Annotated in this window: 22 protein-coding genes and 1 pseudogene; 11 read left to right on the plus strand and 12 right to left on the minus strand. The window is 64.6% G+C overall.

The window, feature by feature from the left end:
• Positions 1-83: 83 nt before the first annotated feature.
• The 3 genes from GGD61_RS12235 to GGD61_RS12245 form a co-directional block, all read right to left on the minus strand.
• Complete coding sequence (locus GGD61_RS12235) at positions 84-1178, minus strand: serine/threonine protein kinase (protein ID WP_183230745.1); 1095 nt, start codon at positions 1176-1178, stop codon at positions 84-86.
• 7 nt (positions 1179-1185) lie between these two features.
• Positions 1186-2613, minus strand: coding sequence for a methylenetetrahydrofolate--tRNA-(uracil(54)-C(5))-methyltransferase (FADH(2)-oxidizing) TrmFO (gene trmFO, locus GGD61_RS12240; RefSeq protein ID WP_092257859.1), 1428 nt, complete (start codon positions 2611-2613; stop codon positions 1186-1188).
• Positions 2614-2742: 129 nt separating this feature from the next.
• Positions 2743-2895, minus strand: coding sequence for a DUF1127 domain-containing protein (locus GGD61_RS12245; RefSeq protein ID WP_007590701.1), 153 nt, complete (start codon positions 2893-2895; stop codon positions 2743-2745).
• Positions 2896-3425: 530 nt separating this feature from the next.
• Between GGD61_RS12245 and GGD61_RS12250 the strand changes: the two genes are divergently transcribed.
• The gene (locus GGD61_RS12250) at positions 3426-3818 is read left to right on the plus strand and encodes a hypothetical protein (RefSeq protein WP_246785924.1); all 393 of its coding nucleotides are present in this window, start codon (positions 3426-3428) and stop codon (positions 3816-3818) included.
• A 70-nt stretch (positions 3819-3888) separates the two neighbouring features.
• Here GGD61_RS12250 and GGD61_RS12255 read toward each other — a convergent pair whose 3' ends face one another.
• Positions 3889-4713, minus strand: a complete 825-nt coding sequence (locus GGD61_RS12255; protein ID WP_018317895.1) for a lytic murein transglycosylase — start codon at positions 4711-4713, stop codon at positions 3889-3891.
• Positions 4714-4843: 130 nt separating this feature from the next.
• Positions 4844-5752, minus strand: a complete 909-nt coding sequence (locus GGD61_RS12260) for a DUF2189 domain-containing protein (RefSeq protein WP_092257862.1) — start codon at positions 5750-5752, stop codon at positions 4844-4846.
• Positions 5753-6086: 334 nt separating this feature from the next.
• On the opposite strand from GGD61_RS12260, the gene GGD61_RS12265 reads away from it, so the two are divergent.
• Positions 6087-6488: a DUF3597 domain-containing protein gene (locus GGD61_RS12265; RefSeq protein ID WP_026201930.1), complete on the plus strand. Its 402-nt coding sequence runs from the start codon at positions 6087-6089 to the stop codon at positions 6486-6488.
• A gap of 66 nt (positions 6489-6554) precedes the next feature.
• On the opposite strand, the gene GGD61_RS12270 is transcribed toward GGD61_RS12265, so the two are convergent.
• Positions 6555-6830, minus strand: a complete 276-nt coding sequence (locus GGD61_RS12270) for a GNAT family N-acetyltransferase (protein ID WP_092257868.1) — start codon at positions 6828-6830, stop codon at positions 6555-6557.
• A 315-nt stretch (positions 6831-7145) separates the two neighbouring features.
• On the opposite strand from GGD61_RS12270, the gene GGD61_RS12275 reads away from it, so the two are divergent.
• Positions 7146-7541, plus strand: coding sequence for an SPW repeat protein (locus GGD61_RS12275; protein WP_026201931.1), 396 nt, complete (start codon positions 7146-7148; stop codon positions 7539-7541).
• A 49-nt stretch (positions 7542-7590) separates the two neighbouring features.
• On the opposite strand, the gene GGD61_RS12280 is transcribed toward GGD61_RS12275, so the two are convergent.
• Together GGD61_RS12280 and GGD61_RS12285 are read right to left on the minus strand one after the other, a co-directional pair.
• Positions 7591-7866: a GNAT family N-acetyltransferase gene (locus GGD61_RS12280; protein WP_092257871.1), complete on the minus strand. Its 276-nt coding sequence runs from the start codon at positions 7864-7866 to the stop codon at positions 7591-7593.
• 85 nt (positions 7867-7951) lie between these two features.
• Positions 7952-8311 carry a hypothetical protein gene (locus tag GGD61_RS12285; RefSeq protein WP_092257874.1) on the minus strand — a complete coding sequence of 120 codons (360 nt, stop codon included), beginning with the start codon at positions 8309-8311 and terminating at the stop codon, positions 7952-7954.
• A gap of 94 nt (positions 8312-8405) precedes the next feature.
• Here GGD61_RS12285 and GGD61_RS12290 point away from each other — a divergent pair, with 94 nt between their 5' ends.
• The 6 genes from GGD61_RS12290 to GGD61_RS12315 all read left to right on the plus strand — a co-directional run bounded on the left by GGD61_RS12290 (position 8406) and on the right by GGD61_RS12315 (position 14627).
• Positions 8406-8903, plus strand: coding sequence for a hypothetical protein (locus GGD61_RS12290; RefSeq protein WP_092257877.1), 498 nt, complete (start codon positions 8406-8408; stop codon positions 8901-8903).
• 105 nt (positions 8904-9008) lie between these two features.
• Positions 9009-10616: an acyl-CoA synthetase gene (locus GGD61_RS12295; RefSeq protein ID WP_092257880.1), complete on the plus strand. Its 1608-nt coding sequence runs from the start codon at positions 9009-9011 to the stop codon at positions 10614-10616.
• Between the two features lie 9 nt (positions 10617-10625).
• Positions 10626-11486 carry a PCC domain-containing protein gene (locus GGD61_RS12300; RefSeq protein ID WP_092257883.1) on the plus strand — a complete coding sequence of 287 codons (861 nt, stop codon included), beginning with the start codon at positions 10626-10628 and terminating at the stop codon, positions 11484-11486.
• A gap of 107 nt (positions 11487-11593) precedes the next feature.
• A complete protein-coding gene (locus tag GGD61_RS12305) occupies positions 11594-12361 on the plus strand; it encodes an AAA family ATPase (protein ID WP_092257886.1) in 768 nt (255 codons plus the stop codon).
• 728 nt (positions 12362-13089) lie between these two features.
• A complete protein-coding gene (locus GGD61_RS12310) occupies positions 13090-13671 on the plus strand; it encodes an SRPBCC family protein (RefSeq protein ID WP_092257889.1) in 582 nt (193 codons plus the stop codon).
• A 2-nt stretch (positions 13672-13673) separates the two neighbouring features.
• Complete coding sequence (locus GGD61_RS12315) at positions 13674-14627, plus strand: cytochrome D1 domain-containing protein (protein ID WP_183230746.1); 954 nt, start codon at positions 13674-13676, stop codon at positions 14625-14627.
• A gap of 72 nt (positions 14628-14699) precedes the next feature.
• Here the strand turns inward: GGD61_RS12315 and GGD61_RS12320 are convergent, their stop codons facing one another.
• Positions 14700-15338, minus strand: a complete 639-nt coding sequence (locus tag GGD61_RS12320; RefSeq protein WP_092257895.1) for an HAD family hydrolase — start codon at positions 15336-15338, stop codon at positions 14700-14702.
• A gap of 60 nt (positions 15339-15398) precedes the next feature.
• On the opposite strand from GGD61_RS12320, the pseudogene GGD61_RS41640 reads away from it, so the two are divergent.
• Together GGD61_RS41640 and GGD61_RS41645 are read left to right on the plus strand one after the other, a co-directional pair.
• Positions 15399-15456 (plus strand): annotated as a pseudogene (locus GGD61_RS41640) (RNA--NAD 2'-phosphotransferase); the annotation flags it as partial.
• A gap of 69 nt (positions 15457-15525) precedes the next feature.
• A complete protein-coding gene (locus tag GGD61_RS41645) occupies positions 15526-15729 on the plus strand; it encodes an RNA 2'-phosphotransferase (protein ID WP_409362463.1) in 204 nt (67 codons plus the stop codon).
• 49 nt (positions 15730-15778) lie between these two features.
• Here the strand turns inward: GGD61_RS41645 and GGD61_RS12330 are convergent, their stop codons facing one another.
• The 3 genes from GGD61_RS12330 to uvrA are packed head-to-tail and all read right to left on the minus strand — an operon-like array spanning position 15779 to position 19761.
• Complete coding sequence (locus GGD61_RS12330; protein ID WP_092257901.1) at positions 15779-16342, minus strand: DinB family protein; 564 nt, start codon at positions 16340-16342, stop codon at positions 15779-15781.
• Positions 16343-16389: 47 nt separating this feature from the next.
• Positions 16390-16776 carry a barstar family protein gene (locus GGD61_RS12335; protein WP_092257903.1) on the minus strand — a complete coding sequence of 129 codons (387 nt, stop codon included), beginning with the start codon at positions 16774-16776 and terminating at the stop codon, positions 16390-16392.
• 9 nt (positions 16777-16785) lie between these two features.
• Positions 16786-19761, minus strand: a complete 2976-nt coding sequence (gene uvrA / locus GGD61_RS12340; protein WP_092257906.1) for an excinuclease ABC subunit UvrA — start codon at positions 19759-19761, stop codon at positions 16786-16788.
• Positions 19762-19956: the final 195 nt, after the last annotated feature.

Raw genomic sequence — 19956 nt, forward strand, 5'->3', positions numbered from 1 at the left:
CGAGTGCCCATGACCCCGCCGAGCCTGACTTGTCCGACCGCTTCTCTATCGCCAATGTGGACGCTTCAAGGCGAGACTGCCCGTCAGTTCGCTGGCAGGTTCGCCTCGAAATTGAAGCGGTCGCGCAGGTTTTTTCGCTGTTCCAGGATGTCCTTGAGGAAAGCGCGGTCCTGGTCGTTCTTCATCATCGGCTCGATCAAATCGAGCTGGTTCATGGCGACCAGTTGCAGGATCTCGGTTCGCGGCTTGCCGCTGGCGTCGCGCGGTAGCGCGTGAACCACCTGGATGTGCTCCGGCGGTTTCGGCCCCTTGGCGGCCGAAAGCTCATTCCGCAACTGGCCCTCGAGCGTGGCCTGATCGGCTTCGACGAAGGCATAGAGCCCGACGCCGGAGCGGCGGTCCGCGAAAGCCACGATGGCGGTGTCGCGCACGGCCGGGTTCTTGCGGATCAGCTCGGTCAGCACCGGCGCATCATTGACCAGCCTGCGGCCGCCGCCCTCGCGGTCGGTGAAGTTGAACAAGCCGCGCGTGATCGCGCGATAGACTTTCTTGCCGGTGACAAGCCACAGGCTGGCGGCGAATGACTTCTTCGCAAGGATCTTTCGCTCGCGCGGCGTCAGCGCCTCAGGTGCGTAGGAGCGCTTGTGCTTGAGCAGATGCCGGAGGTCTTCATAGGCGAGGATGCGATAGAGCCGGCCGCGCCGTGCAAAGCAGGCGGCGAGCTGGAAGTCGGTGACATAGGCGAGGCCGTCGCGGCCGACCAGCCAGTTCTGTTCCTTGGCAAGATCGTTGTGGCAAATACCGGCGCGGCGCAGCCGGCGCAGGGCCACCTTGGCCGAACGGAAATAGGCGAGGTCGCCATGCGGCTTGGCCAGATGCAAGGCGACGCCGTCGACGAAGCCGCGCACCAGCGCGCGGCGTCCGGCCCACAGCAGCTCCGGTCCAACGTTGAGGCCTTTGGCGAGCGCCAGCGCGTGCTTCTCGCGAGCGAACAGATGGCGCGCCAGCAGGAATGACCACCACGGCACCTCGTCGAGCCGGCGCAGCACGGTATCGACTTCGCCGCTCTCGCCGCGGAAGCGCCCGCGCTCGACGGTCGAGAACACGTCGCGCTTGAGCAGCACGCCCTCGGTCCAGCGCGCCGAGAGCGTCGCGGCGTCGTCTTTGGGGAGGCTCATCTTGAACTCACGCGGCTGCGGCAATGCGCAAATGATCGGCGATCCAGCGATCGAGATCGGCGAGTGCCAGTGCGCTCATCGCCTGCTTCTTGGCCACCGTCTTCTCGTTGCCGCGCAGGCGCGTGCCGTCGGGCTTTTTTGTCGGCGCGGTCGCAAGCGGTGGGAATAGACCGAAATTGATGTTCATCGGCTGGAACGAGCGTGTGCCGGGCTCGATGGTCTCGATATGGCCGCCGGTGATGTGGCCGAGCAGCGATCCGAGCGCGGTCGTGCCGGGCGGGCTGACAAGCGTCTCGCCGCGCGCGTCCGCGGCTGCATAGAGACCGGCGATCAGGCCGACGCTGGCCGATTCCACATAGCCCTCGCAACCCGTCATCTGGCCGGCAAAGCGCAGACGCGGCTGTGCGCGCAGGCGCAGCTGACTGTCGAGAAGCTTTGGCGAGTTCAGGAAGGTGTTGCGATGCAGGCCGCCGAGGCGGGCGAACTCCGCCTTCTCCAGCCCGGGAATAGTGCGGAAGATGCGCTGCTGCTCGCCGTATTTCAGTTTCGTCTGGAATCCGACGATGTTGTAGAGCGTGCCGAGCTTGTTGTCCTGGCGCAGCTGCACGATCGCGTAGGCTTTCGTCGTGGGATCGTGCGGATTGGTGAGACCGACCGGTTTCATCGGGCCGTGGCGCAAGGTCTCGGGGCCGCGCTCCGCCATCACTTCGATCGGCAGGCAGCCGTCGAAATAGGGCGTGTTGGTCTCCCACTCCTTGAACTCGGTCTTTTCGCCAGCGATGAGCGCGGCGACGAAGCCGTCATACTGCTCCTTGGTCATCGGGCAGTTGATGTAGTCCGCGCCGGTGCCGCCGGGGCCGACCTTGTCGTAGCGCGACTGAAACCAGGCCACCGACATGTCGATGGATTCGCGGTGCACGATCGGCGCGATTGCGTCGAAGAAAGCGAGCGCGTTCTCGTCGGTCAACTCGCGGATGGCATGGGCGAGCGGTGCGGAGGTGAGGGGGCCGGTGGCAACGATGACGTTGCTCCAGTCGGCCGGCGGCAGGCCTGCAACCTCGCCACGGGCGATCTGAATCAGGGGATGGTCGTTCAGCGCCTTGGTGACGGCCGCGGAGAAGCCGTCGCGGTCGACGGCGAGCGCGCCGCCGGCGGGCACCTGGTTGGCGTCGGCTGCGCGCATGACCAGCGAATCGAGCCGGCGCATCTCGGCATGCAGCAGGCCGACGGCGTTGTTGGCGGCGTCGTCCGAGCGGAACGAATTGGAGCAGACGAGCTCGGCGAGCCCGTCGGTGCGGTGCGCTTCGGTCATGCGGGTCGGCCGCATCTCGTGCAGCACCACGGGCACGCCGGCCTTGGCCACCTGCCAGGCGGCTTCAGAGCCGGCAAGGCCGGCGCCGATCACGTGCACGATGTTGGATTGAGGTCCTGTCATGGGGCGGACAGGTAGCGCTTTTCGGCGTGGAGTGGAATCGCCGAGATCGAGTTTTCTGCCGCTAGATACGACAACGCCCGCACGAGGCGGGCGCTATCGGTCCGTTCCGGTGGAAGGGCTGAAACGATATCAGCCCTGATACTGACCGGCGGCAACGCGCGGGATGTCCGAGCGATCGAGGCCGATATCGGCCAGTTCGCGATCGCTGAGCTGGGACAGCTCGGCAACATTGCGCTGATAGTCCCGGAAGGCCTGGATCATGCGGATGAGCGAGAGCAGCATTGGTAGTCTCCTGTAGTTCGATTCAACCCTTGCCCGGGCTGCATCGTTGAAATGAATATAGGTGAGAGTGGTGCAGTGCGAAAGTTCCGATGTTGCGATGCAGCTAAGCGAGTAACGCATACCGCGAGTAAGGGAGGCTTAACCTCTCGCCAGTCCCGCCCAAGGCTTGAACTGTATGGACCGAATCTGACGACAAACTTCCGTGAAATCACGGGTTTAAGGGCTGTCGACTGATCTCGATCATAGCCGAAATAGGTTGCGTGCCTGTCACCAGCAAGTCGGGTCGTCAGCTTCTACACCCAAGTCGGGCATGCGCGATTCGCATGAGACGAAAATCGTTATTTTGAATATAGATTCATTATTTGTGGGATGGACTTTAGGCGCGAAAGGGTCCCACAGGCTTTTTCGCGGCAGGATGCGTCGGAACGGCCCATTCGCACCCACGATAGCGCAGCGCACACACGCCGAGCGTGTGACGATGATTACCGGGATGTAATGAAAATCAGAAATTTCGCATGCGGCTCTGCGTGATGCGCAACATCACGCAATTCTCGCGGGGAATTTATTGCGGCAAGTTGCCGCGTCCGGGGGAAAGTCATGTTGCAGAGGCCGGCAATGTCGCGGGTCCTGTCTCAAGAACAACAGAAGGAAGTAACATCATGACGAAGTTACTCGGGGTTATCGCAATTGCCGCCGTCGCGTTCGCCGTCGCGCCGGCCCAGGCCGCCAAGTACGCCACGGGCGGTTGCAGCTCCGCCAACCTGGAGAAGACGGAGACCGCGATCGAGAACATGGCCGACGGCGACAGCAAGTTCGTCGCGCAGAAGGAGATCGCGGCTGCCCAGGATTCGCTGCTCAACGGCAAAATGAGTGCGTGCGGCGCGCATCTGAACAAGGCGATGCACGCCACCATGGCCAAGTGAACGGGTAGGCAAACGCACGAGAGAGGGCCGGTCGTCAGACGATCGGCCCTACGCGTTTGTTGATGGGTCTTTAAGGGGCGCGCGCCAGCTGGGTGGCGAAATAGGCGACGGTCTTGGAATAGACCTCGCTCTTGTTCCACTGCTGCAGCACCGCGAAATTCGGACTGCCCGGCTGCCAATCCTTGCCCTTCTGCCAGCCATAGCCGGCAAGATAATTGGCGGTGGAGGCGAGCACGTCGGGCGCGTTGTGCAGGAGGTCGCGCTTGCCGTTGCCGTCGAAATCGACGGCGTATTTCATCCAGGACGACGGCATGAACTGGGTCTGGCCGAGCTCGCCGGCCCAGGCGCCCTTCATCTCGGCTGGCACGAGATCGCCGCGCTGGACGATGCGCAGTGCGTCGAGCAGCTCGGCGCGAAACTGCTCGGCGCGCCGGCAGTCATAGGCCAGTGTGGCGAGCGACCGGATCGTGGCGAACTTGCCGGTGTTGACGCCGAAATCGGTCTCCAGGCCCCAGATCGCGACCAGAACCTCGCCGGGGACGCCATAGGTTTGTTCGATGCGCGACAGCACCGAGCCGTACTGCTTCATCCTGTTGGAGCCGCGTTCCAGGCGCGGCGGCACCATGCGGCCGGAAAATTCCTCGAAGGTCTGGGCGAAGACCTTTTGCGAGCGGTCGCGGTTGAGCACGCTCTGATCCAGCGTTACGCCGGCAAGACCAGATGCGATGGCCTGCTGTGAGATCCCCTTGGCCGCAGCGTCGGTCTTGAAGTCCGCAAGCCAGGCATCGAAATTGCCCGAGCCGCAGGCAACCGCGGCGAACGCTGGCTGGGCGGACAGGATTGACGCGGAGAGGGCGAAGGCTGCGAGAGCGAGACGAGAAATCGTCGAGGTCATTCGAGGTAACGAATTCCGTGAAGCGATCTGACCGGGGCGCTCAATCTCGATCGGAACCGCGGCCAAAGCAAGGCGTGCGACAGGCCGCGATCCTGCCCGAACCAGGGCAGGATCGCATGTCACGATATCGTCAGGCGCCCGTCCTGTTACGCCAGGGGAAGAGGTTGGCCGGGAAGTCGGCAGCCGGCTTGCGCGGACGATGCGGCGGGGGCGGCACCGGACGTGCACCGGGCTCCGAGACGATCACCTTGCGGTAGAGATGCCAGGTGGCATGGCCGAGCAGGGGGATCACCACGGCAAGGCCGAGGAACGCCGGGATGGTGCCGAGCGCGAGCAGGACCGCGACGATCACGCCCCAGGCCGCCATCGGCACCGGGTTCCTCGCGATCACGCGCAGCGAGGTGCTCATCGCCTCGAACGCGCCGGCATGGCGATCCAGCATCAAGGGGAACGACACGACGCTGATGCAGAGCGCGGCGAGCGCGAACAGGAAACCGACGCCGCAGCCAACCACGATCAGCCACCAGCCCTGCTGCGTCGTCAGCACGCGCGTCATGAAATCCGAGATTCCGGTGACTCCCTCATAGCCGAACGCTGCGACATAGATCGCCTGCGCGGTCGCAACCCAGGTCACGAACAGCGCGAGCAGCAACGTACCGAGGCCGAGCATCGCTCCGAACGAGGGCGAACGCAGCACCTCCATCGCATCCCAGGCGCTTGCTTCCTCATAGCGTTCGCGCCGGCTGGAAAGCTCGTAGAGACCGAGCGCTGCGAAGGGGCCGATCAGCGCGAAGCCGGCGGCGAGCGGAAACAGCAGTGGCAGCACCGAATAGCCCATCACCACGCGGGCGAGCACGAGGCCGAGCACCGGGTAGATCACGCAGAGGAGGATGGCGTGGCTCGGCACCGCCTTGAAATCTTCCCAGCCGCGCCTGAGCGCATCGTGCAGATCAGACAGCTGGATGGTTCGGATCACCGGTCCAGCCGCATCAGTGGGCTGGGCCATCGTGGGGACATTGCCCTGGTAGAGTGTAGCCATGGTCGCTAGCTCCCTTGCCGAGCGGCCGAATTCGGCGCCGGCAAACGGCGCAAGCGGCCGCCATTCTCTGAAGTCCCGCAATTCCGACCAGACGCGAATTCCGGACGACATCGCGAGCTGAGCTGGAAGCGTACGCCCATTTCCGAGTCCTGTCCTCACGCTTGGGTGAAATTCGATGCCGCATCGCAACCTCGACGATGTCATTCGGCCGTCATTTCGCCGCAGATAAGCTGATGCTGGCGGTGGTTCGCAGAACTTCGCGGGCGCCACGCAGTAACTTGGTCTATAAGTGCCACTCAAGGCCCTTCCAACGGATCCTTTTCGGGGAGCAGACATGAGCATTTTCGGGAAAATCATGAGCGCGATCTTCGGCGGCCAGCCGGCTTCCGCCGCGCCCGCCGGTGGCGCGGCGCCGGGCAGTGCGCCCGCAGGGGCCGCGCCTGGAGCGTCGGCGCCGGCTTCCGCGCCCATGGCCGCGGTCGATGTGGCGGCGATCGTCGACAAGGCGGTGGCCGCGCACAAGGGCGAGAAGCTGGAATGGCGCACCTCGATCGTCGACCTGATGAAGGCGCTCGACATCGATTCCAGCCTCGCTGCGCGCAAGGATCTCGCCAAGGAGCTCGGCTACAGCGGCGACATGAACGACTCGGCCAGCATGAACGTCTGGCTGCACAAGCAGGTGATGTCCAAGCTCGCCGCCAATGGCGGCAAGCTGCCGCCTGAGATCAAGCACTGACCTCAAGCACTGACCGAATGCCGGTCGTGCCGCAGGGGCCCGCGATCGCGCGGGCCCTTTTTGCTTTCAGCCGACTAGATCCGCATTCTCCGGATGCCTGTCGAGATAGTCGACCACGAAGCCGCAGCCGGCGATCACCTTGCGGCCGTCGCGCCGGATCAAGTCCAGCGCGCCCTTGATCAGCTCGGAGGCGATGCCGCGGCCGCGCAGCGCGCGGGGCGTCTCGGTGTGGGTGATGATGACCGCCGTCGAGGTCAGCCGGTAATTGGCGAAGGCGACCTCGTTGCCGACATCGAGTTCGAAGCGCCTCCTGTCCTTGTTGTCCCGTACCGATGCCACCATGCAAGATCCTTCCGACGTGGGTCTTAGGCGTTGATCTAGGACCGTCCCGGTCCTTGGCAAGGCGCGGCCATGGGAGCTTGCCGCACGGCAGATATCTGCAAACGCGCGTGCCTGTAGCTGCAGTGCAGTATGAGAAGCCACCCTTGGTGAACACCACGCCGGCTCCAATAATTACCGGCGCCGCTCTTGCAAGTTCCACGGCGGCTCCCACGTCCTCTCAAGGACATACGCCCGAATGCGGCCGGCAGGGTCGCTAGACATTCGGAGTGTCATGATTGCCAGCCGCAGACGTATGCCTCTTTGGAGGAGGTTACGATGTCGGACTTTGGTTTCTTGAATACTCATCGGACATGGGAAGACTGGTGCGGGATGCTGCTCGGCGCGCTCATCGTGGCTTCGCCGTGGTTTCCCGTCCAGGATCCGGCGATTGCCGGGCACCCGACGGCGATCCTGAATGCGGTCGCAATCGGCCTGGTCGTATTTGGCATCAGCCAGCTCGAATATGTCGCCTTGCAGCGTTGGCAGGAGGTGACGACGATCCTCGTCGGACTGTGGCTCATAGCCTCGCCTTACGCCCTCGGCTATTCCGCTGACGGCTTTCTCCGCATCTACCACACGAGCCTCGGCGCGGCGGTGGTGCTGTTGGGCATCCTTCAGCTGTGGCAGGACTGGGATCTGAATGATCAGGACATGCTCAAGCACGGACGATAGGCCGTAGCTGTCGGCAGGCCCGCTGGCTACGGGCGGCGGGCCTGTGCTCTCACCTCGCCACGAGGTCCGCATAATCCGGATGTTTTTCGATCCATGCCTTCACGAACGGGCATTGCGGGATCAGCTTCAATCCGGCGGCGCGGACCTGGTCGAGCGCGCCTTGCACCAGCTTCGAGCCGACGCCCTTGCCGCCGAGCTCCTTTGGTACGTCGGTGTGCTCGAACGTGATGACGCCGCCGTCGAGCTTGTAATGCTCGGTCGCAACATGGCCCTCGACCTCGAGCTCGAAGCAGTGATGGTCCTTGTTGTCGATGACGTCGCTCATGTCGTCGCACCTCCAATTGCGATCCTCGCGCGAAGCGGTAACGCGCGGTCAGGTCGCCTGGTTTCAGTAGCTGAGGTCGTTCGGTTCAATCGGCCGCTTTGGCGAGCCTGGAATCTTCGGGCTGCTGCGGCGGACGCAGGCATCCCTGGCAGATGACCAGGGAGCGGTTGACCCTGGCATCCTGCTCGGCCTCGCTGCCGTCCTGCGCTTGCCACCACTCCTTCGAATGGGGCTGAAGTCCGGCTTGCGAGCCGTTCCGCTCGGATCGGGCCGAGGTCCGCGCTGGCTGTGCTGCTGCCCGCTGCCGATTGGGATCCTCGCCGGCGCCATCCCAGGCATAACGTGCAGGCTTGAACGCGGGATCGGAGGCCAGATGCGCCTGTGGCGCCACGGCGCATCCGGCGAGCGCCAGCGACAACAGGAGGAAGGCGGGCGCTTTGACCATGATGCGACACTCTGTACGCGAGAACTGAGGAAGGGTGCGCCGATCATGTTTAAAATTTTCTGAACGATTGCGGCCGCGCCGGCGACAAACGCGCATGCGCTATTTGATGCTTCTGCTCGCTCTGTTCGCCTCCGCCGCGCGCGCCGAGGATGCAAAGCCGTTCAATCCCTCCGACTATCCGCCCGGCGTGCAGAAGGCAGTGCGCTACGCCAATGAGGAATGCACCAGCCAGGACGGTGGCGAGGTGACCTTCGCGCCCGATACGGTGCGCAAGATCGACCTGACCGGTGACGGCCGCGACGACTACATCGTCGATTTCCAGGACACCAAATGCGGCGATCGCGAGACGACCTATTGCGGAACTGGCGGCTGCGTCATCAACATCCTGGTGACGCTGCCGGACGGCAACATTCGCCCGGTGTTTGACGGCTATGTCCTCCGCTACAAGATCATGGCCCCGCCGATGAAGCGCGGCGCTGCGCGCACCGTCCGCTTCGATCTTCATGGCAGCTTCTGCGGCGGCTTTGGCCCGCAGACCTGCGTCAAGCAGAAGGCGATCACGGCGACGCCGTTTGCGTTCAAGCAACCGTAGGGGAGCCGTGCATCCGGCGGCCTTGCAGGGGCGCGGGCGATGGCGATAAATGGGCTGCAATGAGCCGGCGGCCAGCGCGCCGTCCGCCCTCGAAGAGGAATCCCCATGCAGCCCCTGCGCATGTCGCGCCGCGTCATGAATCTCGCTTACATGCTGACCCAGAATGCCCGGCGACATGGCGCGCGTCCCGGTTTCGTCTGGGGGGACAAATCCTGGAGCTGGCGGCAGATCGATGCGCAGGTCTCGGCGTTGGCCGCAGCGCTCGCCGCGCGTGGCATTGCCAAGGGCGACCGTATCCTGGTCCATTCCAAGAATGGCGACGAGATGTTCTTCTCGATGTTCGCCGCGTTCCGGCTCGGCGCGGTCTGGGTGCCCACCAATTTCCGCCTGATGCCGGATGAGGTCACCTATCTCGCAGAGGCCTCCGGCGCCAAGGCGTTTCTGTGCCATGTCGATTTTCCCGAGCATGCGGCGGCGGTGAAGGGCGGTGCGCTGGAGTTCACCTGGAGCGTCGACGGCAAGGGCGCGTTCGGCGAGCGTTCGGTTGCTGAGGCCATTGCCTCGCAGGCCGGCGCCAATGTTGCGAATGTCGCTGTCGAGCATGACGATCCCTGCTGGTTCTTCTTCACCTCGGGCACCACCGGCCGCTCCAAGGCCGCGGTGCTGACACACGGCCAAATGGGCTTTGTGATCACCAACCATCTCGCCGATCTGACGCCCGGCGTCACCGAGAATGACGCCTCGCTGGTGGTGGCGCCGCTGTCGCATGGCGCCGGCGTGCATCAGCTGGTTCAGACCGCGCGCGGCGTCTGCACTGTCTTGTTGCCGACCGAAAAATTCGACATCAACGAGGCGTTCCGCCTGATCGAGACGCATCGGGTCGCCAATCTCTTCACGGTGCCGACAATTTTGAAGATGATGGTCGAGCACCCCGCCGTCGACAAATACGATCACTCCTCGCTTCGGCACGTGATCTATGCGGGCGCGCCGATGTATCGGGAGGATCAGAAGACCGCGCTGAAGAAGCTCGGCAAGGTCATCGTGCAGTATTTTGGCCTCGGCGAAGTCACCGGCAACATCACCGTGCTGCCGGCAGCGCTGCACGATCCCGAGGACGGCCCGCACGCGAAGATCGGCACCTGCGGCTTTGAGCGCACCGGCATGCAGGTCTCGATCCAGGACGACGAGGGCCGCGAGCTCGCGGCCAACCAGAGCGGCGAGATCTGCGTGATCGGGCCGGCGGTGCTCGCCGGCTATTACGACAATCCCGAAGCCAATACGAAGGCGTTCCGCAACGGCTGGTTCCGCACCGGCGACCTCGGCCACATGGACGAGGAGGGGTTCGTCTACATCACCGGCCGCGCCTCCGACATGTACATCTCCGGCGGCTCCAACATCTATCCGCGCGAGATCGAGGAGAAGATCTTGACTCATCCCGCGGTCGGCGAGGTCGCCGTGCTCGGCGTGCCCGATCCGACCTGGGGCGAGGTTGGCGTCGCCGTCTGCGTGGCGCGCGAAGGTGCGAAGGCGGTGAGCGAGGCCGAAATGGCGGCGTTCCTTTCGCCGAAGGTGCCGCGCTACAAGATGCCGAAGCGGTTCTTCTTCTGGGAGGCCTTGCCGAAATCCGGCTATGGCAAGGTGCCGAAGCGCATGGTGCGTGATGAGCTCGAGGCGCGCGGGCTGCTCGATCTCGACAAGACGAAGGCGGGCTGAGCGCAGGTGATGCGGAATATCAAGCAGCCGGGCGCGCCCATCGCGGAACGCATTCAATGGGTGGAGGCGAGGGGGCGCGCCTTCTCGTTCACGCTTCAGGCAGGTCTGCCGCTGCTGGAAGCCGCGCGGCGCGGCTTTGCGGCCGAAGGTTTTACGAGCGGCGTGCTGAACTTCAGGCAGGGCGCGCTCAAGCCTTTCGCCTATGTCATGCCGGCGCTGTCGAAGACTGGCGAGAATGCGGCGTTCTATAGCGACACGTACCGGCCCGGCGGCGTGACGCGCACGAAGCTCGGCTCCATGACGCTCGGCACGCGCGACGGAGCGCCGTTCTTTCACTGCCATGGGCTGTGGACGGAGGCGGGCGGCAAGACCAGCGGCGGCCACATGCTGCCAGACGAGACTGTTGTCGCCGAACCGTTCGAAGTCGACGCCTTCGGCATTGACGGCGCGATGTTCACCGCCGAGCCCGATCCCGAGACCAATTTCAAGCTGTTCGGGCCGGTGGCGGCTGCGAGCACCGGCGCGCGCACCACGAGCCGCGCCTTCGCGCTCCGGCTGCGCCCTAATCAGGATTTTGCCGGCGCGCTCGAAGAGTTCTGCCGTGCGCACGGCATCGCGGGCGCGAAGATCCATGGCGGCGTCGGCTCGACCATCGGCGCCCGCTTCACCCATGGCGGGGTGACCGAGCCGTTCGCGACTGAGCTTGCGATCACCGCCGGGACGATTGCACCCGGACCCTTTGGCGCGCTCGAAGCTTCGCTCGACGTCGCGCTGATCGATTACACTGGCGGCTTGGCCGAGGGGCGCCTGGTCCGCGGCGACAATCCCGTGCTGATGACGATGGAGCTGGTGCTGGAGGCGCTGGACTAGGCTGCGAACGGGGCTCGCGCCGGGATCCCCTGCCACTTGCGCGGCATCATTGTTCCCGTTACGTTCCGGCTTGGAATGCCGGTGGCGGAATGGACGGAGAGGCGGCTATGAGCCGGCGAGGTCATCGCACGATCAACCTGCCGGCGCCGTATCTGAAGCGGATCTGGCTCGACCCGTCGAAAGTTCACGATCGCGAGGCTTATCCGTTTTGCCTGCCCATCTTCCCGGATGATTTCGAGCTCAGCTTCGACACCGCCATCACGATCATCGTTGGAGAGAACGGCACCGGGAAGTCGACGATCCTCGAAGGCATCGCATCGCTCGCCGGCTACGACGATGCCGGGGGCGGCAAGGGCTACATGCCGGTCGATCATTCAGAGGCGCGCGAGAAGATGGGCGGCCAGCTCGGCAAGGCGCTGCGCGCGAGCTGGCTGCCGAAGATCAGCAATGGCTGGTTTTTTCGTGCCGAGAGCTTTTTCTCGGTCGCGCGGTATCTGGACAAGGCCGCGCGTGATGCCGGCCAGGTCGGTCCCGATTTCCTGTCGCACTCCCACGGCGAAGGCTTCCTGCGCTTTTTCGAGGAGCGCTGTCAGCGCCAGGGCATCTTCATCTTCGACGAGCCGGAATCGGCGCTTTCCCCGGCGCGCCAGATCGAGTTCTTGAAGCTGCTGCGACGCATGGAGGATTCCCGGATCTGCCAGGTCATCATGGCGACCCATTCGCCGATGCTGATGGCTTATCCGAATGCGCGGCTGCTGCGGCTCGGGAAATACGGGCTGGAGCCGGTGACGGTCGAGGAGACGGATCACTACCGGCTATTGCGCGAGTTTTGTTCGGATCCGCACGGGTTCGTCGAGGCGACGCTGGAGGAATGAATGTACCATCCGGTGCTCCTTCGCGCGGTTTCCCGTTCTCGCGGCACATCGTGCCCGAGTTTTGCTTCAGTTGCCGCCCTCAAAAGTGCCGAGGGCGCAGGGAAGGCCGGGTGCCGGCTGGCACCCGCGGTCCACTGTGCGAAAGCGTGTGCTTAAAAAGCTGCACAGCGGCATACAGGTGAAGCCAAACATCCGGCCTTCCCTGCGCAGTGGTTTTACGGCTTATGTCGTGATCTCCCCGGGGAGCGATGCACTATTGCCCCCGTCGCCTTGCGGATGGCTGATGCGCGCGCCCGGTCGGGCCGCAACATCACCGCAACACTTGGCGCACAGACCCCGGGCGCCAGGACCACACGATTTTGCCGTACGCAGGCTGCACCGGTCGTGTGCGCGTTAGTCCTTGCTCACGGTGTGACCCGCCCTGCAAACCACCTTCGCGCCGACGCAGCCCGCGTCCACCACGTCCCATCCCGCGTGTCGTGACGATCGCGATGCGCCCCTCGGCCGGGTTGGGATGCCCTTCTATACGATAATCCGAAGTTCTGATAAAGAGAAATATTTCGGTTCGGTGGCGTTGACCGCCGGGTCGCGCAACAGCTTGTGGGTCGTGCCGAGCTCCGCCGCAACGGCGCCACGAACCGGTCTCCCCTCGGCCCCAAAATGCGCTAGGATGACCGCAGCGCGCATTCCAAGTCGCGCACGATCAACTGGACGTATGAGGAAACGAGATGAGGGTGACGATTGGACGGCGCACGGCCATGGCTGCGGCGCTGGCTGTGGTTGGGGCGGCAGGCTTGACGGCGACCTTGGGTCCGGTTTTTTCACCGGCGGCCTGGGCGCATGGGCCGACCCGGCAGAAGGTGCGGGAATCCATCGAGATCAACGCGCCGCAGGACAAGGTCTGGGCCGCGATCCGCAACTTCCAGGACATGGGCTGGCTTCCGCCCGTCACCAAGACCACCGGCGAGAAGGGCAACGAGGTCGGCGCGACGCGCCAGCTGACGCTGACGGGCGGGGCGACGGTCGATGAGGAGCTCTACAAATACGAGCCCGACATGATGAGCTATTCGTACCGGATCACCAAGGTGGACGTGAAGGTGCTGCCGGTGACCAATTATTCCTCGACGTTGACGGTGTCGCCGGCTTCGGACGGCAAGTCCAAGCTGGAATGGGCCGGGGCGTTCTACCGCGGCTTTCCCAACAACGATCCGCCGCCGGAGCTGAGCGACGAGGCCGCGGTGAAGGCCGTGAGCGGGCTCTACAAGACCGGCCTCGAAGCTCTGAAGAAGAAGATCGAGAGCGGTAGCTGACCGTGCGGATGCTGGTTCTGGCGGCGCTTGCCGCCAGCCTTTGTCATGCCAGCCTCGGCAGCGCCGCTGCCGAGGAGGCGTTCGTCACCAACCAGCTCAGCGACGATCTGATGGTCGTGGATCTCGCCACTTCGCGCAGCGTCGCGACCATCCCGATCGGCGGCAAGCCGGCGGGCGTTGCCGTCAGCGCCGACGGGCGCTTCGCCTATGTCACGAGCCCGGATGCCAAGGCGGTGACGGTGGTGGACGCCGCAACGCGGCAGGTGACGGGGCGGATCGAGGTCGGCGGCGGGCCGCTCGGCATTGCGGTCGCGCCCGATGGCAAGTCCGTCTATGTCGCGGACTGGTACGCGGCGGCGGTGCGGGTGATTGATGCCGCCTCGCGCAGCGTCACCGCCAGCATCGCGGTCGGGGCCTCGCCGTCGGGGCTTGCGGTGACGCCCGACGGCAAGCTGCTGCTCTCGGCGGACCGCGATGACGACAGCGTCTCCGTCGTTGACACCGCGACGCGCCAGCGCAAGGTGACGATCAAGGTCGGCACCCGTCCGTTCGGCGTTACCATCGATGCCGACGGCAAGTACGCCTACACCGCCAATGTCGGCTCCGACGACGTCTCCGTGATCGACATTGCAGAAGGGCGCGAGATCGGCCGCGTGCCGGTCGGCATGCGCCCCTATGCGGTGGCGCTGGCGCTAGGCCGCGGCTTCGTCACCGACCAGTATGGCGGCACCGTCAGCGTGTTCGACATTGCGAGCCTGAAGCCGATCAAGCGCATCAATGTCGGCGACTACCCCGAGGGCATCAATGCGACCGCCGACGGCAAGCGCGTCATCGTGGCGTGCTGGGAAAGCAACACGCTTGATATCATCGACGCAGCCGAGCTGAAAGTGATCGGCGAGATCAAGACCGGCGATGGCCCAAGGGCGTTCGGAGCGTTCCTGCGCCAGACGGAGTAGGGTGTGTAGGGCGGATTAGCGCAGCGTAATCCGCCATCTTGCATCGGCGATCGATCGGCGGATTACGCTGCGCTAATCCGCCCTACGATTGCACACCGCGTCTGCAATCTCCCCCATCCGCTCAAACACGTGATCCGGCCCCAGCGCCCGCAGCGCTGCCGGTGCCGCATAACCCCAGCACACCGCGCCGCAGGCAATCCCGACGCTGCGCGCTGCCTCGATGTCGCGCACCTCGTCGCCGATCTCGATGACCTGGCCGGGCTCCACGCCGGCGCGGCGGATGACGCGGCGGAATTTCGCGGGCTTGCCGAACAGCGAGGCCGAGCATTCGAAATGCGAAAACAGCGCGGCTGCCTCGCCGAGTTTTTCGCGCGCATTGTCCTCGCTGTCGGACGTCACCAGCGCGAGCTGCACGCCGTTGTCGGCCAGCGTCCGCAGCATCGTCTCGACGCCCGCAAACAGCGAAATCTCCGCTGCCGCCTCCGCCTTCAGCCGCCGCGCATGCCGCGCGATCGCCGGCAGCTTCCACAAGGGCACCTCGAGCCGGGTGAGGATGTCGCGGCTCGAAGCATGCCGCAGCGGCTCGATGTCCTCATCCGCAACGCGCCGAAAGCCGAAGCGGTCGGCGACGTCGTTGATGGTGCGCAGGAACCAGGGAAAGCTGTCGGCAAGCGTGCCGTCGAGATCGAAGATGACGAGGGAGTAGGGCATGGAGGAGGGGTGGTCGAGCCAAGTGGCCGGATGTTACAAGCGTGAAACAGGAAGACACAGATGCCGGTCGATCAGGTCCAACTTAGCAAGTTCCTCAGCTTCGTGCTGAGACACAAGCCCGACGAGATCGGCTTGACGCTCGGTGCCGAGGGTTGGGTCAATATCGACGAACTGGTTGAAAAAGCCAATGCGGCGGGGACGACGTTTGACCGCGCCGACCTGCTCGGCGTCCTCCGACGAGGCGACGGCGCAGCGTGTCGGACAGCGCCACGGCAAGCCGCACATCTTCAGGGTCGATGCGGGCGGCATGCATGCGAAGGGGCTCAAGTTCTATCGTGCGGACAACGGAGTGTGGTTGACGGACCATGTGCCGCCGGAATTTCTGAGCTGAGCGGGCATGAGCGTTCGGAACGCCGCTGCGCCGTCTTCCGGGTCACGCGCTAGGACTTCCAGATCGTCGCCTCGGTCCATCCGAGCTCCGCGAACTCGGCGGCTCTGAGCGGCGCCTCTCCCGCCGCGAAGAACTCGTCGAGCTGGGGCGGGGCGACGCTGGTTGCGGACAGCATGGCGTGCGCCTGTCCGCGGTGATGGATCTGATGCTGGAACAGATGCATCAGCAGCCGGTCGCGGCGTTCGGTCTGGACGCTGGTGTCCCGGTTGATCCGGACAAGGCCGTCGAGCAGCTCGGGCGTGAGCGCGTCGCAGATGGCCAGCAGGCGCTTGTCCATCGCGGCCTGGGCAGGCCTCAGTTCGGAAACCGTGGGGTACGGCACCTCGTTCGCCCAGGCCCGTGGTCCGAGCCAGCCGCCCTCCAGTGCATCTAGGTAGAAGAGGTCGATGACGTAGATGTGGTTCAGCGTGCGCTGGATGCTCGGGAAAAAGCCGGTGCGGTGGGCTTCGAATTCCGACTGGCTCAGCGCGGCACAGGCGGTTAGCAGGCGATGGTTGGCCCAGGCATTGTTGTAGGCGAAGGCGCGGTAAGTTTGAATGAGGCTAGCGGACATGTCGGTTTTCCTCCGAGATCAGCGCCAAACCGCCTGCACGTTTGATTCTACGAGCTTTCGCTGGATCGAAGTAGCCACAAGACCTGGTCACGGTATTGGGTGGGAAACATGATCGAAAGCGGATGTTGCTCCGATTTCGACATCTTGCGGGCGGCGCTGTTCAGTATGGCAACGTAGACAATCGCGTTCCGCACATCGTCAACGAGCGGCGCGTCGTCGTGCTTCACGAGTACCCGCCCGGTTGGCAGCCAGGATAGATCGCAGATGCACTCCTCGAGCGCATCCCAATTTCCTCCAAAATAATCCGGAAATCTGAGCTGTGTCGCGATTGCGGCTAGAAGCGCCGTTTTGTGTGCGATGTTCCGGGGGACGTTGGCGCGTACGGTCACGTCAGGAGATGCGCCATCATCTCCAAATTCGAAACCGTACGGCATTGCGTCGTCCTACTCCGCCGCCTCGCTCGTGCTCCGCCGCTTCGGCTTCCCGGCCTTCTTCAGCACCGGCGCCAAAAATTTGCCCGTATAGCTCCGCGGCGCTTTTGCGATGTCTTCCGGGGGGCCCCAGGCGACGATCTCGCCGCCGCCGTCGCCGCCTTCGGGGCCGAGGTCGATGACCCAGTCGGCGGTCTTGATGACTTCGAGATTGTGCTCGATGACGACCACCGTGTTGCCCTGCGCGACCAGCTCGTGCAGCACCTCAAGCAGCTTCTTGACGTCGTGGAAGTGCAGGCCGGTGGTGGGCTCGTCCAGGATGTAGAGCGTGCGGCCGGTGGCGCGCTTCGACAGCTCCTTTGCCAGCTTGACGCGCTGGGCTTCGCCGCCGGACAGGGTCGTCGCCTGCTGGCCCACGTGGATGTAGTCGAGGCCGACGCGGTGCAGGGTCTGGAACGTCTCGCGCACGCGCGGGACCGCCTTGAAGAACTCGGCGGCTTCCTCGACGGTCATGTCGAGCACGTCGGCGATGCTCTTGCCCTTGAACAGGACCTCCAGCGTCTCGCGGTTGTAGCGCTTGCCCTTGCAGACGTCGCAGGTGACGTAGACGTCGGGCAGGAAGTGCATCTCGATCTTGATGACGCCGTCGCCCTGGCAGGCCTCGCAGCGGCCGCCCTTGACGTTGAAGGAGAAGCGGCCGGGCTCGTAGCCGCGCGCCTTGGACTCGGGCAGGCCGGCGAACCATTCGCGGATCGGCGTGAAGGCACCGGTGTAGGTCGCCGGATTCGAGCGCGGGGTGCGGCCGATCGGCGACTGGTCGATGTCGATGATCTTGTCGATGTGCTCGAGGCCCTCGATGCGGTCATGCGGGGCGGCGCCCTCGCTGGCATTGTTCAGCTTGCGGGCGATGGACTTGTAGAGCGTGTCGATCAGCAGCGTCGACTTGCCGCCGCCGGACACGCCGGTGACGGCGGTGAACAGGCCGAGCGGGATTTCGGCGGTGACGTTCTTGAGATTGTTGCCGCGCGCGTTGACCACCTTGATGGTGCGACGATGGTTCGGCGGGCGCCGCTCCGGCACCTCGACCTCGAGCTCGCCGGTCAGGTACTTGCCGGTCAGCGATTTCGGGTTGCGCATGATCTCGGCGGGCGTGCCTTCGGCAATGATGTTGCCGCCATGCATGCCGGCGCCGGGGCCGATGTCGAGGACGTGGTCGGCGAGCAGAATGGCGTCCTCGTCATGCTCGACCACGATCACGGTGTTGCCGAGGTCGCGCAGTCGCTTGAGGGTGTCGAGCAGGCGCGCGTTGTCGCGCTGGTGCAAGCCGATCGAGGGCTCGTCCAGCACGTAGAGCACGCCCGTCAGGCCCGAGCCGATCTGCGAGGCCAGGCGGATGCGCTGGCTCTCGCCGCCGGACAGCGTGCCGGAGGAGCGGGACAAGGTGAGATAGTTGAGGCCGACGTCGAGCAGGAAGGTGAGACGTTCGCGGATCTCCTTGAGAATGCGGCCGGCGATCTCGTTCTGCTGCGCGTTCAGCGCCTCCGGCACGGTCTCGAACCATGCGCCGGCGCCCTTCACGGACAGCTCGGAGATCTCGCCGATATGCTTGCCGCCGATCTTGACGCAGAGCGCCTCGGGCTTGAGCCGAAAGCCCTTGCAGCCCTCGCAGGGCACGTCGTGGAAATACTTCGCCAGCTCCTCACGCGCCCACTCGCTCTCGGTCTCGCGGTAGCGGCGGTTGATGTTGGTGATGACGCCTTCGAACGGCTTCTTGGTGTCGTAGGAGCGCACCCCGTCCTCGTAGGAGAACTTGATCTCGTCCTCGCCGGAGCCGTGGAGGATGGCGTTCTGCGTCTTCTTGGCCAGGTCCTTCCACTTGGTGGTCAGCGTGAACTTGTAGTGCTTGCCGAGCGCGGTCAGCGTCTGCACGTAATAGGGCGACGACGACTTGGCCCAGGGCGCGATCGCGCCCTTGCCGATCGCGAGCTCCTTGTCGGGGATGACGAGGTCTTCGTCGACATGCTGCTCGACGCCGAGGCCGCCGCAGGCCGGACACGCGCCGTAGGGATTGTTGAATGAGAACAGGCGCGGCTCGACCTCGGGAATGGTGAAGCCGGAGACCGGGCAGGCGAACTTTTCCGAGAACAGGATGCGCTCGGGGCCGCTCTTGTCGTGGATCTTCGCCGTCTTCTTTTTCTCTTCCGCGGGCGCGGCCGCGGGTGCGTCGGCGAACTCGACGACGGCAAGGCCTTCGGCGAGCTTCAGCGCGGTCTCAAAGCTCTCTGCGAGGCGCTGGCCGATGTCGGCGCGCACCACGATGCGGTCGACCACGACGTCGATGTCGTGCGGGAATTTCTTGTCGAGAACAGGCGCTTCGGCGAGCTCATGGAAAGTGCCGTCGATCTTGACGCGCTGAAAGCCCTTCTTGAGCCATTCGGCGAGCTCCTTGCGGTACTCGCCCTTGCGGCCGCGCACGACGGGCGCGAGCAGATAGAGGCGGGTGCCCTCGGGCAGCGCCAGCACGCGGTCGACCATCTGCGAGACGGTCTGGCTCTCGATCGGCAGGCCGGTCGCCGGCGAATAGGGCACGCCGACGCGCGCCCAGAGCAGGCGCATGTAGTCATAGATCTCGGTCACGGTGCCGACGGTGGAGCGCGGGTTCTTCGACGTCGTCTTCTGCTCGATCGAGATCGCCGGCGACAGGCCGTCGATCTGGTCGACGTCAGGCTTCTGCATCATCTCGAGGAACTGGCGCGCATAGGCCGACAGCGATTCGACGTAGCGGCGCTGGCCCTCGGCGTAGATGGTGTCGAAGGCGAGCGAGGATTTGCCGGAGCCGGAGAGGCCGGTGAACACCACCAGCTTGTCGCGGGGAATCTCGACGTCGATGTTCTTGAGGTTGTGCTCGCGCGCGCCACGGATCGTAATTGCGCGCAGGCTGGAGCCCGCGTTCTGTTGTTGGCGCTTCGCCTTGATCACTTCATCCATCCGAGTTGCCCTCAAGGAATCCCATGGGTGCGCGACCGCGCCAATAAAAAAGGCGCGCTCGCCCGGAACCGGGATCGGCGCCGATGGGGTTGTCAGCGAACGTAGGAAGAACGGAGACGGATTTCCAGTGGGACTTGCGAATCGTCAACGGAATGTTGGCGCGCTGGCGGCATCTGGCAGCAGGAGCTTTTCGGA

Origin of the sequence: Bradyrhizobium sp. SBR1B, from assembly GCF_014198205.1 — a bacterium.
Classification (GTDB): Bacteria; Pseudomonadota; Alphaproteobacteria; order Rhizobiales; family Xanthobacteraceae; genus Bradyrhizobium.